12 protein-coding genes are annotated in these 13,557 nt (G+C 70.6%); all 12 read left to right on the top strand.

The genetic code is table 11. The annotated features are described in order from the left end of the window. Positions 1-106 precede the first annotated feature (106 nt). The 12 genes from AVJ23_RS04320 to AVJ23_RS04265 all read left to right on the top strand — a co-directional run bounded on the left by AVJ23_RS04320 (position 107) and on the right by AVJ23_RS04265 (position 13,403). On the top strand, positions 107-763 hold the full coding sequence (locus tag AVJ23_RS04320) for an ABC transporter ATP-binding protein (RefSeq protein ID WP_058860930.1): 657 nt from the start codon (positions 107-109) through the stop codon (positions 761-763). Next, positions 760-3,138, top strand: a complete 2,379-nt coding sequence (locus AVJ23_RS04315) for an FtsX-like permease family protein (protein ID WP_058860929.1) — start codon at positions 760-762, stop codon at positions 3,136-3,138. The genes AVJ23_RS04320 and AVJ23_RS04315 overlap by 4 nt, the downstream gene beginning before the upstream one ends. After that, positions 3,128-4,168, top strand: a complete 1,041-nt coding sequence (locus tag AVJ23_RS04310; protein WP_058860928.1) for a lipocalin-like domain-containing protein — start codon at positions 3,128-3,130, stop codon at positions 4,166-4,168. Before AVJ23_RS04315 ends, AVJ23_RS04310 begins: the two co-directional genes overlap by 11 nt. 121 nt (positions 4,169-4,289) lie before the next feature. Further along, positions 4,290-5,060 carry a GntR family transcriptional regulator gene (locus tag AVJ23_RS23470; protein WP_058860927.1) on the top strand — a complete coding sequence of 257 codons (771 nt, stop codon included), beginning with the start codon at positions 4,290-4,292 and terminating at the stop codon, positions 5,058-5,060. Continuing rightward, positions 5,057-6,547 carry an ABC transporter substrate-binding protein gene (locus tag AVJ23_RS04300; RefSeq protein ID WP_058860926.1) on the top strand — a complete coding sequence of 497 codons (1,491 nt, stop codon included), beginning with the start codon at positions 5,057-5,059 and terminating at the stop codon, positions 6,545-6,547. Before AVJ23_RS23470 ends, AVJ23_RS04300 begins: the two co-directional genes overlap by 4 nt. Next, positions 6,548-7,474: an ABC transporter permease gene (locus AVJ23_RS04295; protein ID WP_058860925.1), complete on the top strand. Its 927-nt coding sequence runs from the start codon at positions 6,548-6,550 to the stop codon at positions 7,472-7,474. It begins immediately after the preceding gene. Continuing rightward, on the top strand, positions 7,471-8,316 hold the full coding sequence (locus AVJ23_RS04290; protein ID WP_084794288.1) for an ABC transporter permease: 846 nt from the start codon (positions 7,471-7,473) through the stop codon (positions 8,314-8,316). Before AVJ23_RS04295 ends, AVJ23_RS04290 begins: the two co-directional genes overlap by 4 nt. After that, a complete protein-coding gene (locus AVJ23_RS04285) occupies positions 8,317-9,075 on the top strand; it encodes an SDR family NAD(P)-dependent oxidoreductase (protein ID WP_058860924.1) in 759 nt (252 codons plus the stop codon). Next, the gene (locus tag AVJ23_RS04280; protein WP_058860923.1) at positions 9,072-9,935 is read left to right on the top strand and encodes a polysaccharide deacetylase family protein; all 864 of its coding nucleotides are present in this window, start codon (positions 9,072-9,074) and stop codon (positions 9,933-9,935) included. Before AVJ23_RS04285 ends, AVJ23_RS04280 begins: the two co-directional genes overlap by 4 nt. Next, positions 9,932-11,497, top strand: a complete 1,566-nt coding sequence (locus AVJ23_RS04275) for a gamma-glutamyltransferase (RefSeq protein ID WP_058860922.1) — start codon at positions 9,932-9,934, stop codon at positions 11,495-11,497. The genes AVJ23_RS04280 and AVJ23_RS04275 overlap by 4 nt, the downstream gene beginning before the upstream one ends. Beyond that, a complete protein-coding gene (locus AVJ23_RS04270; protein ID WP_058860921.1) occupies positions 11,494-12,435 on the top strand; it encodes an ABC transporter ATP-binding protein in 942 nt (313 codons plus the stop codon). Before AVJ23_RS04275 ends, AVJ23_RS04270 begins: the two co-directional genes overlap by 4 nt. Then, positions 12,432-13,403 (top strand): ABC transporter ATP-binding protein, encoded by a 972-nt coding sequence (locus AVJ23_RS04265; RefSeq protein ID WP_058860920.1) that lies wholly within the window; start codon positions 12,432-12,434, stop codon positions 13,401-13,403. Before AVJ23_RS04270 ends, AVJ23_RS04265 begins: the two co-directional genes overlap by 4 nt. Positions 13,404-13,557: the final 154 nt, after the last annotated feature.

The raw sequence follows: 13,557 nt of genomic DNA, 5'->3' as shown, positions 1-13,557 counted from the left end.
GATGGCGGATCGGGACGGGGGAGTCCAGCTTGGCCCCGGTTTTGCGTGCAAGCGGCTGTCAATCCGGGCCTCGCGCGATATGTCGGCAGCAAAGGAGACCGGCCAGATGCTGCTTGAATTCGACGGGGTGCAGAAATCCTTTTCCGACGGCGAGGGCCGGGTGCCCGTGCTGCGCGACGTGAGCTTTGCGCTGGCCGAGCGGCGGACGCTGGCGCTGACCGGCGAATCCGGCAGCGGCAAGAGCACGCTTCTGCACATCGCCGCCGGGCTCGAGGCGGCAGAGGGCGGCTCGGTCCGGGTGCTGGGCCGCGCGCTCGAGGACTGCGACGACCGCGCGCGGGCCGAGATGCGCCGCCGCGACATCGCGCTGGTCTTCCAGCAGTTCAACCTGATCCCCTCGCTGACCGTGGGGGCGAATGTGGGGTTCCATGCCCGGCTGGCGGGCCGGTTCGATGCCGGGCTGGTCGACACCATCGTGCAGGCGCTGGGGCTGGAGGGGCAGCTCGACAAGTATCCCGAGGCGCTGTCGGGCGGGCAGCAGCAGCGGGTTGCCATCGCGCGGGCGCTGGCCGCGCAGCCGCGGCTGCTCTTGGCGGACGAGCCCACCGGCAATCTCGACGAGGCGACCGCCGACAAGGTGATGACCGAGATGCTGTCGCTGGTCGCGCGCACCGGGGCGGGGCTGATGGTGGTCACCCATTCGTCCAAGGTGGCCGCCGGCATGGACCGGCAGCTGCACCTGTCGGCGGGACAGCTGTCGTGATCCGGGTCAGCCTTGCCGCGCTGCTGTCGCATTGGCGGCGCAACCTGCTGCAGCTTTTCGCGCTGCTGGCCGGGCTGGCACTGGCCACGGCGCTGTGGTCGGGGGTGCAGGCGATCAATGGCGAGGCGCGGGCCAGCTATGACGCGGCCGCTGCGACGCTGGGCGAGGGGCGCTATGACCAGCTGGTGCCGCGGCAGGGCGACGCGCTGCCGGTCGAGACCTATGTCTCGCTGCGCCGGGCCGGCTGGCGTGTGACCCCGATCGTCGAGGGGCGGCTGGGCGATGTGCGCGTGATCGGGTTCGATCCGGTGACAGCGCCGGCGGGCTTCGGCGGGCTGGAGGCGACGGCTGCGCTGGCCCCGGGCGACACGGGCGCGGCCAAGGGGCTGTTCGGCACGGCGGACACCGCCCGGCGGCTTGAGGGGCTGGCCCCGGTCACCGTGACGCGCGGCGTCGCGCCGGGCGTGGCGGTGGGTGATATCGGCGTGGTGCTGGGCCTGCTCGACCGGGACGGCCTGTCACGGCTGCTGGTCCTGCCCGAACAGCCCATCGGCCGGCCGCCGCTGGAGAAGGTCGCCCCGGAGCTGCGCCTGCGCGCCTCGCAGCAAACCGCCGACATCGCGCAGCTGACCGACAGTTTCCACCTGAACCTGACCGCCTTCGGCTTCCTATCCTTCGCGGTGGGGCTCTTCATCGTGCACAGCACGATCGGGCTGGCCTTCGAGCAGCGCCGCGGCGTTGTGCGGACCATGCGTGCGCTGGGGGTGCCGCTGCGCGTGGTGATCGGCGTGACCTGTGCCGAGATGCTGGCGCTGGCGCTGCTGGGCGGCGCGCTCGGCATCGTGCTGGGCTACGCGCTGGCCTCGGTCCTGCTGCCGGACGTGGCGGCCACGCTGCGCGGGCTTTATGGCGCGCAGGTCTCGGGCACGCTGGCGCTGCGCCCGGAATGGTGGCTGTCGGGCATGGCGCTGGCGCTGATCGGCACCGCCGCCGCGCTGTCGCGCAGCCTCTGGCAGATCGCGCGGATGCCGATCCTGGCCAGCGCGCGGCCGCGCGCCTGGGCCATGTCCGGCGCGGCGGGGCTGCGCGGGCAGGCGCTGGCCGCGCTGGTCCTGCTGGTGGCGGCCGCGATCCTGGGGCTGGTGGCCGAGGGGCTGGTCGCCGGGTTCGCGCTCTTGGCCTGCCTGCTGATCGGCGCCGCGCTGGCCCTGCCGGTGGTCCTGTCGCGCGTGTTGGCGCTGATCGAAGCGCGCAGTCACGGCCCGATCCTGTCCTGGTTCTGGGCCGACACGCGCCAGCAGCTGTCTGGGCTGAGCCTTGCGCTGATGGCGCTGCTGCTGGCGGTCTCGGCAAATATCGGGGTCTCGACCATGGTGTCGAGCTTCCGGCTGACCTTCGTCTCCTTCCTCGACCAGCGGCTGGCGCCCGAGCTTTATGTCGAGGTCGACACCGCCGCGCAGGGCGCCGCGCTGGACGCCTACCTGCGCGGGCAGGGGCTTGAGGTGCTGCCTCTCTATTCCGTGGCCGAAGAGGTTGCCGGGCTGCCGGCGCAGGTCTTCGGCGTGCGGGTCGGGCCGACCTATCGCGACAGCTGGGCCTTCCTTGATGCCGGTGACGCGCCGTGGGACGCGGTGGCCGCAGGCGAGGCTGTGGTGGTCAATGAACAGCTGGCCCGGCGCGCCGATCTGTGGGTGGGCGATCGCGTCACGCTGGCGCCCGGGGTCAGCCGGCCCATCGCGGGCGTGGTGGGCGACTACGGCAATCCGCGCGGGCAGGTCGTGCTGTCCGAGCCCTTCTTTGCCACGCTCTACCCCGAGGTGCGGCCGCTCCGCTTCGGCGTGCGCACGCAGGATCCGGACGCGCTGCGCCGGGCCATCGAGGCAGAGCTGGGCGTGCCGCAAAGCGCCATGACCGACCAGGCGGTGATCAAGCGCGCCTCGCTCGACGTGTTCGAGCGGACCTTCCTCGTGACCGGCGCGCTTAACGTGCTGACGCTGGGCGTGGCCGGATTCGCCATCCTGATGAGCCTGCTGACCCTGGCCGACATGCGTGTGCCGCAGCTGGCCCCGGTCTGGGCGCTGGGGCTGACGCGCCGCCGGCTGGGCTGGTTGGAGCTGGCCCGCGCCGTGGTGCTGGCGCTCTGCGTCTTTCTCTGCGCGCTGCCGCTGGGGCTGGCGCTGGCCTGGGTGCTCTTGAGCATCGTCAACGTGGCGGCCTTCGGCTGGCAGCTGCCCATGTTCCTCTTCCCGGTGGATTACGCGCGGCTCGGCCTTTACGCCGCACTCGCCGCGCTGGTCGCGGCGGCTTGGCCTGCCTTCCGGCTGATGCGCACGCCCGCCGGGCAGCTTCTCAAGGTGTTTTCCCATGAACGTTAAGGCGTTTCTCCTGGCCTGCCTGCTGCCCGTGGTCGCGCAGGCGCAGGGCTTTGCCGGGCTCGGGGCGGAAAGCGAGGGCTTTGCCATGCCCGCCCCCGACCCGGTCTTCGACTTTCCCGCCGATCACGGGGCCCATCCCGACTACCGGATCGAATGGTGGTACCTGACCGCGAACCTGCAGGACGCCGATGGTCGCGACTACGGGCTGCAGTGGACGCTGTTCCGCACCGCGCTGGCTCCGGGCGAGGCGGCGGGCTGGACTTCGCCGCAGGTCTGGTTCGCCCATGCCGCCGTCACCACGCCCGAGCGTCATTTCGCGACCGAGCGGTTCGCGCGCGGCGGGATCGGGCAGGCCGGCGTGCAGGCCGCACCCTTCCGCGCTTGGATCGACGAATGGGCCTTGCAGGGCCCGGATTTCGACACTCTGACGCTGCGCGCGTCCGCGCCGGATTTTGCCTATGACATGGCGCTCGAGGCGCAGGGCCCGCTGGTCTTTCACGGTGCCGACGGCTTCTCGGTCAAGTCGGCCGAGGGGCAGGCGAGCTATTACTACTCGCAGCCCTTCTACGAGATCTCGGGAAGTCTGGACCTGCCGGAGGGGTCGGTCGCGGTCAGAGGGCAGGCCTGGCTGGACCGGGAATGGTCCTCGCAGCCACTGTCCCGGGCGCAGTCTGGCTGGGACTGGTTCTCGCTCTCCTTCTCGGGGGGCGACAAGCTGATGGGGTTCCGGCTGCGCCAGACCGATGGCAGTTTCTACACCTCGGCCACCTGGATCGCGCCGGACGGAACGACCACCGCCTATCCCGACGGCGCCTTCTCGGCCGCGCCGCTGGACGAGGCGCAAGTCGCCGGGCGCGACGTGCCGGTACGCTGGCGGGTGCAGCTGCCGGCGCGCGACGTCGACGTGACCGTCGCGGCGATGAATGCGCAGGCCTGGATGGACCTTGCGATTCCCTACTGGGAAGGGCCGGTCGAGGTCACCGGAAGCCATGACGGGCGCGGCTACCTGGAGATGACGGGCTACGAATGAGCCGGCGGCGCGGTGCCGACGCGACATTCGGCACTCGCGCTTTCGTGCGGTGGATGCCAGAAAGGGTTTATTGACATGTCACGACACGTGCTGTCACATCTTACCAGAAAGGTGAGCCCCGATGTACGATCCCGCCTCTCCCCTCTTGCGCAGTGGCAGCCCGGCCGCCGGGTTGCCGCAGCCCGACGCCAAGGCCCGCTTTGCCGAGGACCGGCTGCTGGATGCCGTCCTGTGGTGCGAGATCCTGCCGGGCGAGACGATCACCGAATCCGACGTGATGGACCGGTTCGGCCTGACCCGCGCCGCGGCGCGCGCCGCGCTGACGCGGCTGGGCTATGACGGGTGGGCACAGCCGCTGGCGCGCATGGGCTGGCAGGTGCTCGAGGTGACCGGCGCGCTGGTGGGCGAGGTGCTCTCGGCTCGCCGGCTGGTCGAGCCCGCGGCCTTGGCGGAAGCGCGCCTGGACGAGGCGCAACTGCACGAGGTGCGGCGCACGGGCCAGATCCTCGCGGCGGTGCAGCACCAGCCCCAGACCGGGGCGCGCGTGGCCTTCCGGCATTTCGTGGACGAGATCGACAGCTTGCTGCTCTCGGCCATCGACCCGTTCACGGCGCGGCATCTGCGCCGGCTGTGGCACCATTCGGCGCGCATCACGCGTTACCTTGAAGACGCGCAGGCGGGCCACATGTTCCGCCGGGACGATGTCTTTGCCCTCGTCCGGGCGCTGGAGGCGCGGGATGCAGACGGCGTGCGCGCGGCCCGGGCCGCGCTGATCGACGCGCAGGAGACCTTCTTCCTGCGCCAGATGCTGAAAAGCCAGACGGCGCTTGGCCCCGGCAGCGGGCTGAGCGAACGGGCCGGACAAGCTGCCAGCAACAGGAGATCCACATGAGACCCTTGACCGGACTGCTGACCGGCGTCGCCATCACGGTGCTCGCCTTGCCCGCCTTCGCGCGGGACGTGACCATCGACCTGACCGGAGAGCCCTCGTCGCTCGACCCCCACATGCAGTGGAACCCGGACAGCTACTACGTCTATCGCAACATCTTCGACAACGTGGTGACGCGCGACAATGACGGCGCCATCGTGCCGCAGATCGCGACCGAATGGAACTATGCCAGCGAGACCGAGCTGGTGCTGACCATCCGCGACGGCGTGACCTTCCATGACGGCGAGCCGCTGACCGCCGAGGACGTGGCGTTTTCGGTCAACCGCATCATCGACCCCGAATTCGGCTCGCCGCAGCTGGGCCAGTTCAACCAGATCGAGATGGCCGAGGTGATGGAGGGCAACAAGGTCAAGCTGACCACCAAGGGGCCGTACCCCGCGCTGCTGGCGCAGCTGGTCAAGCTGTCCGTTGTGCCGCAGCACATCGTCGAGGAGGTCGGCAAGGACGCGTTCAACGAGGCGCCGGTGGGCTCGGGCCCCTACAGCTTCGAGGACTGGAATCGCGGCGTCTCGGTGACGCTGGCGAAGAATGACAGCTACTGGGGCGAGGACGGGCCCTTCGACAATGCCGTGTTCCGCGCCGTGCCCGATGCCGCGACACGCATCGCCAACCTGCAGGCCGGCACCGCCGATCTGGTGGTCGGGCTGGACAGCGACGGAGCGATGCAGCTGGCGGGCAACCCGGCGGTCAAGGCGCTCTCGACGCCGACCGAGCGGGTGGCCTTCATGGGCATGAACCTCGACAAGCCGCCCTTCAGCGATCCCGAGTTGCGCCGCGCCGCCAGCCTCGCCATCGACTCGGTCGCCATCGCCGAGGGCCTGCTGGGCGCGGGCGAGGTGCCCATGGCCCAGCTGTCGAGCCCGGCGCATTTCGGCTATGCCCCCGATATCGCGCCCTTCGAATACGATCCCGAACAGGCGGCCGAGATCGTCGCGTCCAAATCCGAGATGGCCGCGACCCCGGCCACCTTCGCCACCGCCCCGGTCTTCGACCAGCGCGTGGTGCAGGCGCTGCAGCAGATGCTGAACGACGTGGGCTTCAACATCTCGATCAGCATGACCGACATGCCGACCTACCTTGCGGCCGCGCGCGCGCCCGACCGGGCCGAGCGCCCCGAGCTGAATTTCGGCCGCTGGTCCTGCGCCTGCCAGGATGCCGACGGGATCGCCTATCCGCTGCTGCATTCGGGCAGCTCGTGGAGCCGGGTGAGCAATGCCGAGCTGGACGCGCTGCTGGAAGAGGCCCGCACCTCGCTGGACGAGAATGTGCGCCTCGCGGCCTACGAGAAGGTGCACCAGATCGTGCGTGACGATTATCTCGTGCGGCCGATCTACCAGGCGGCGGTGCTGTACGGCGCGCGGGCCGAGCTGGAATTCGAGCCGACCGCGAACGAGAGCATGTTCCTCAACCGCATGAGCTGGTCCGAGTAAATGCTGCGCTTCCTGCTGCAACGGGGCGGACAGGCGCTGGTGGCGGTGTTCGGGGTGGTCACGCTGGTCTTCTTCATCCAGCGCCTGACCGGTGACCCCGTGCTGCTGCTGGTGCCCGAGACCGCGACCGAGCAGGATATCGAGGCCATGCGCGTGTCGCTTGGCCTCGACCGCCCGCTGGGCGTGCAATACGTGGAATTCCTCTTCGACATGCTGCGCCTCGACCTGGGCCGCAGCTTTGTCCAGAACGCGCAGGTCTGGGACATCCTGCTCAGCCGCATTCCCCAGACCCTGCAACTGGCCGCCGGTGCGCTGGTCGTGGCGCTGCTGATCGGGCTGCCGCTGGGGCTGATCATGGCGCTGACGCGCGGGCGCGCGATCTCGCGCGCGATCATGGGGCTGGTGCTGGCCTTCCAGTCGCTGCCGACCTTCTGGAGCGGCATCATGATGATCCTCGTCTTCGGCGTCTGGCTGAAATGGCTGCCACCGTCTGGCACGGGCACGCTGGCGCATCTGGTGATGCCGTCCATCGCGCTGGGGCTTCTGTCGCTGGCCACCTATGCGCGGATCATGCGCAGCGCGGTGATCGACGAGCTGGGCAAGGACTATGTCCGCTCGGCCCGCGCGCGCGGCGTGACCACCGGGCGGCTGGTGCGGCGCCACCTGCTGCGCAACTCCTCGATCCCGGTGATCTCGATCACTGCGCTCGAGCTGTCGCAGCTGCTGGCCGGCGCCGTCATCGTCGAGACGGTTTTCGCCTGGCCGGGGCTGGGCCTGCTGACCGTGCAGAGCATCGCGTCGCGCGACTTCATGGTGGTGCAGGCGGTGGTGCTGCTGGGCGCCTTCGTGACCATCGCGGCCAACCTGGCCGCCGACATCCTCTACACCGTGGTCGATCCGCGCGTGCGCCTGACGGGCAAGGCATGAGCGCGGCCGTCTCGCTGCGCGCGCGCTCGGCCCGGGCGTTGAGCTGGTGGCCGGCCTGGCTGCTGGGGCTGCTGGTGCTGGCGGCGATCTTCGCGCCCTGGCTGGCGCCGATGGATCCCGACCGGCAGAACCTCCTGGCCCGGCTCAAGGACCCGGGTTTCGAGACGCGCGGCGCGACCTACTGGCTGGGCTCTGACGAGCTGGGCCGCGACGTGCTGTCGCGGGTGATCCACGGCGCGCGGGTCTCGATCTCGGTCGCGGTGCTGTCGGTGCTGCTGTCGGGCGCGGTGGGTGTCGCGGTGGGCATGCTGGCGGGTTACCTGCGCGGCTGGGTCGAGACGGTGCTGATGCGGCTGGTCGACATCTTCCTGTCGATCCCCGCCATCCTGCTGGCGATCATCACCGTGGCCGTGCTGGGCCCGGGCTTCGTCAACGTGATCCTCGTGCTCGCGCTGACCCGCTGGCCGCGCTATGCGCGCGTTGCCTATGGCCAGACGCTGGCCATTGCCGACCGCCCCTTCGTGCGGCTGTCGCGCGCCATGGGGGCGGGCACGCCGCGCGTGCTGTGGCAGCACATCCTGCCCAATATCGCCGGCCCGCTGCTGGTGGTGGCCACGCTGGAATTCGGCCTGATGGTCCTGTTCGAGGCGGGGCTGTCCTTCCTCGGGCTGGGCGTGCAGCCGCCCATGGCCAGCTGGGGCGCGATGCTCTCGGTGGGGCGCAACTATATCGCCACGGCCTGGTGGATCGCCACCTTCCCCGGCCTGGCCCTGTTTCTGCTTGTCCTGTCCGCCAACATGCTGGGCGACCGGATGGGCGACGTGATCGGAAAGGGACGCTGAATGGATTTCGGAGATGAGTTCAAGGGCAAGCGCGTGGTCATCACCGGCGCCGCCGGGGTGATGGGCCGCGCGCTGGTCGACCAGTTCGCCGCCGCGGGGGCCGAGATCTGCGCCTCGGACATGCTGACCGACGGTCTGGGCGGCTTTGCCGTGGCCGCCGACCTGACCACCGATCACGGGCTGGACACGCTGCTGTCGGCGGTGGCCGAGGAATGGGGCGCGCCGGACGTGGTGATCAACAATGCCGCGCTCTACCCCTCGGCCTTCCTGCTCGACATGGAGGTCAGCGACTGGGACCGGATCATGGATCTCAACGTGCGCGCGCCTGTGGTGCTGATGCGCGGCTTTGCGCTGCAGATGATCGACAAGGGCGTGAAGGGCAATTTCATCAACATCTCGTCCGGCGCGGCGCGCAAGATGCGGCGCACGGCGGTGACCTACTGCACCTCGAAGACCGCGCTCGACCGCATGTCCAAGGGCTTCGCGCTGGAACTGGCCGAGTTCGGCATCCGCGTGAACTGCCTCGAGCCGGGCTTTGCCCCGGGCAGCGCCGTGTCGCAGCTCAGCCAGGAGCATATCGACCGCGTGACGAACAACATCCCGCTGGGGGCGCAGACCATGCCCGAGGATATCGGGCAGGCGGCGCTGTACCTCGCCTCCTCGGCGGCCAAGAACGTCACCGGCACCTCACTGGCAGTGGATGGCGGCAACTCGGCCGGGGTGATGGATGTCTACCAGGACAAGAAGCACCCGCTATGATCTGGGAAGCTCCTGACTATCTCTGGCCCGAGGGCAAGCGCGCCGCGGCCTGTTTCAGCGTCGATGTGGACGCGCTGTCGCCCTACCTGTGGCAGACCCGCGAGGGCGTGTCGAACCGGCTGGCCGCGGTCGAGCACCGGCAATACGGGATGCGCCGCGGGCTGGCCCGCATGGTCGACATGCTGGACCGGCTGGGCCTGCGCGGCAGCTTCTTCGTGCCCGGTGTCGTGGCCGAGGAAAACCCCGACCTGCTGCCCGGGCTGGTGGCGCGCGGCCACGAGATCGCGCTGCACGGTTATTTCCACGAGATCGTCGCCGACATCACCGACGCGCAATTCACCGAGGCGCTGGAACGGGCCATCGCGCTGTTCGAGGCGCAGACCGGCCAGCGCCCGGCCGGCTTCCGCTCGCCCGCCTGGGAGATGACGCCCCACATGCTGGCCGAGCTGAAGCGGCTGGGGCTCTGGGACAGCTCGCTCATGGGCCATGACCTGCCCTACAGGATCGACGGCGTCACCGAGGTGCCGGTGCGCTGGGACAATGACGACGCGATATTCTTCAAGTTCCTCGGCCCGGGCGACCGCGCGCCGCGCTCGCATCTGGAGATCGGCGAGACCTGGAAAAGCGAGGCCGCCGCACAGGTGGCCGATGGCGGGCTGTTCATGCTGACCGTGCATGACTGGATCTCGGGCCGCGCGGCGCGGGTGGCCATGCTCGAAGAGCTGTGGCGCGGGCTGGCCGAGCGCGGCGATGTCTGGATCGCGCCCTGCGGCGAGATCGCGGCGCATCACGACACGCAGGCGGGGATGGAGGTGCAGACCGCGCCGATCCGCGCCGTCTCGGAAAGGCAGCGACGATGAAAGCGACCGTGACCCCGGGTCAGACCTGGACCCTGTCCAAGCCGCAGGTCGAAAGCGCCGGCGGCATCGTCGTGGCCCAGAACGCCGAGGCCGCGCGCGCCGGGGCGCGCGTGCTGACCGCGGGTGGTACCGCCATGGATGCCGCCGTGGTCACCGCCTGTGTCCTGTCGGTGGTCGAGCCCTGGCTGTCAGGGCTGGGCGGCGGCGGCTTCCTGCTGCATGGCGCGGCCGATGGCGCGGTCGACGTGCTGGACTTCAACCTCGTGGCCGGGCAGGGCGCCGATCCCGCGGCCTACCCGCTGGCCGGCGGTGAAGGTGGCGACTGGTTCAACTGGCCCGCCGTCAAGGACGACCGCAACCTGATCGGCCCGGGGTCGATCTGCGTGCCCGGCGCGGTGCCGGGGCTGGAGGCGGCGCTGGCGCGTCATGGCTCGCTTTCCTGGGCCGATGCGCTGGCGCCCGCGATCGAGATCGCCGAGCGCGGCATGCGCGTCGACTGGTTCGCCGACCTCGCCTTTGCCATCGACCGGCCCGGCCTCTCGGCTGATCCGGCCGCCGCGGCGCTCTTCCTCGATCCGGCCAGCCGCCGCGCGGATCCCGAGGATCCGGGCGCGGCTCTGCTGCCCATGCCGGTCAAGGCCGCGATGCTGCGGCGCCTGGCAGAACACGGTGCGCGGGATTTCTACGAGGGGCAGATCGCCCGCGACCTCGCGCAGGACCTGGCCGCCATGGGCGCGCCGGTGAGTGCCGCGGATCTGGCCGCCTATGCGCCGGAATGGCAGGGCGCGCACTCGGCCGCCTATCGCGACCGGGTCGTGCACGCGGTGCCGGGCCTGTCGGGCGGGCCCAGCCTCTTGGCCTGCCTCGACCGGCTGGGGCGGGCCGACCTTGCCGCGCTGGACGCGGCGGAGCGCGCCGCGCGCCATGCCGATGCCATCCGCGACACCTATGAGCACCGGCTGACCACCATGGGCCATGCCGCTTCGGGCGGCGACTGTACCAGCCATGTGTCGGTCGTGGACCGGCAGGGCAACATGGTCGCGCTGACCAACACGCTGTTGTCGCGCTTCGGTGCCAAGGTGGTGGCGCCTTCGCTGGGGCTGCTGCTGAACAATGGCATGATGTGGTTCGACCCGCGCCCGGGCCAGCCCAACTCCATCGCGCCGGGCGCCCGGCCGCTGGCCAACATGTGCCCGGTGATCGCCACGCGCAACGGTCGGCCCGAGATCGCGCTTGGCGCCGCGGGTGGGCGGCAGATCTTTCCCGCCGTCCTGCAGGTGCTGACCAACATGATCGACCTGGGGCTGTCCCCCGGGGCGGCGCTGCATGCGCCGCGTATCGATGCCAGCACGCCCACCGTGCTGGTCGACCGGCGCGCCGAGGGACCGGTGGCCACCGCGATCTCGGCGCGCCACGCAGTCCAGATCACCGAGGACGCGGTCTATCCCGTGCGCTTCGCCGTGCCCTCGCTGGCCGTGGCAGGGCAGGGGGCCGGGCCCAATATCGGCGCCGCGCACCCGCCCAGCCCCTGGGCCGCGGCCATCCCCGAGGGGGCCGCATGAGCCTTCTGGCGGTCGAGGATCTGTCGGTGCAGGCCGGCCCGCTGTCGCTGGTCGACGGCGTCGACCTGGACATCCGGCCCGGCGAGGTCGTGGCGCTGGTGGGCGAGAGCGGTTCGGGCAAGTCGCTGACCGCGCTGTCGATCATGGGCCTGCTGACCGAGGGTCTATCGGTGACCGGCGGGCAGATCCGGCTGGACGGCACGCCGCTGACCCCGGCGCGGTTGCAGCGCCTGCGCGGGCAGGACCTCGCGATGATCTTCCAGGAGCCGGTCTCCTCGCTCAACCCGCTGATGCCGGTGGGCGCGCAGGTGGCCGAGAGCCTTGTCGCGCATGGCCGCGCCACGCCGCAGGAGGCCGGGCGCGAAGCGGTCGAGATGCTGCGCCGTGTCGGCATCCCCGAGCCCGAGCGCCGCGCGCGGCAATTGCCGGCCGAGCTGTCGGGCGGCATGTGCCAGCGCGTGATGATCGCCGCCGCGCTGATCTCGCGCCCGCGGCTGCTGATCGCGGACGAGCCGACCACCGCGCTCGACGTGACGATCCAGGCGCAGATCCTTGCGCTGATGGGCGAACTGGCCGCCGAAGCGGGCACCGCGGTGCTGCTCATCACCCATGACATGGGCGTGGTGGCAGAACTGGCCGACCGGGTCTGCGTCATGTATGGCGGCCGCGTGGTCGAGCAGGCCCCGGTCGGGCCGCTCTTTGCCGCGCCGCGCCATCCCTATACCGCGATGCTCTTGCGCACGATCCCGCGGCTGGACGACCCGCCCAAGGAAGAGCTCTTCGTGATCCGCGGCAACGTGCCATCCCCGCGCGACTGGCCCGAGGGCTGCCGCTTCCGCTCGCGCTGCCCCCGCGCGACCGAGGCCTGCCGCAGCCGCCCGGCGCTGGAGGGCGATGACCACCGTGTCGCCTGTTTCCACCCGATGGAGACGCCATGACCGCGCTGTTGCAGATCGAGGATCTCAAGGTCCATTTCCCCGTGCGCACCGGCCGGTTCGGCGGCGAAAAGGCCCTGGTCAAGGCCGTGGACGGCGTGTCGCTGTCGATCGACGCGCAGGAGACGCTGGCGCTGGTCGGCGAGTCCGGCTGTGGCAAGTCCACCCTGGGCAACGCCGTGCTGGGGCTGGCCCCGGTGACCGAGGGGCGGGTGCGCTTCGACGGGCGCGACCTGACCACGCTGGAGCGGGCCGAGCGCAAGGCCGTCTGGCGTGACATGCAGGTGGTCTTCCAGGACCCGGTCTCGGCGCTCGACCCGCGGCGCAGCATCGCGCAATCCATCGCCGAGCCGTTGGAGATCCATGGAATCCCGCGGGCGCAGATCCGCCCACGCGTGGACGAGCTGATGGAACTGGTGGGCCTTAACCCCGACCAGCGCGACCGGCGCCCCGGCGCACTGTCGGGCGGGCAGCGGCAGCGGGTGGTGATCGCCCGCGCGCTGGCACTGAACCCGCGCCTCGTGATCTGCGACGAGCCGGTCAGCGCGCTGGATGTCTCGATCCAGAGCCAGATCCTGAACCTGCTGATGCGGCTGCAGCGCGAGCTGTCGCTGGGCTATCTCTTCATCAGCCACGACCTGAGCGTGGTGCGCCACATCGCCGACCGCGTGGCGGTTATGTATCTGGGCATGGTGGTCGAGATCGGCCGGGCCGAAGAGGTCTTCGGCGACCCGGTCCACCCCTATACCGAAGCGCTGCTCTCGGCCATTCCGCGCCCCGATCCGGGCGCGCGACGGGACCGGGTGCTGCTGCAGGGCGACCTGCCCAGCCCGATCGACCCGCCCTCGGGCTGTCCCTTCCGCACCCGCTGCCCGCTGGCCGAGCCGCGCTGCGCCGAAAGCCGGCCGCCGCTGGTCGCGCGCTCGGACAGCCACTCCGCCGCCTGTTTCGTGCGCGCCCCGCAAGGCTGACGGGACGCGCCGGGTCAAGGCGGGTCCGCTTGGCCGGTCACGCAACCGTGATCTGCCGGTTTGCTTCCGCCCCATGTCGCACATGGCCCTGTCCGGGCCTCGCAACTCCGCTAGCTGCCGATCCATCGGGGGCGCGGGCAGAGGAGCAACGGCC

Origin of the sequence: Pseudoponticoccus marisrubri (assembly GCF_001482405.1) — a bacterium.
Lineage (GTDB): Bacteria > Pseudomonadota > Alphaproteobacteria > Rhodobacterales > Rhodobacteraceae > Pseudoponticoccus > Pseudoponticoccus marisrubri.
Note: the sequence above shows the minus strand (reverse complement) of the source record. Positions and strands in the feature narration are given on the sequence as shown.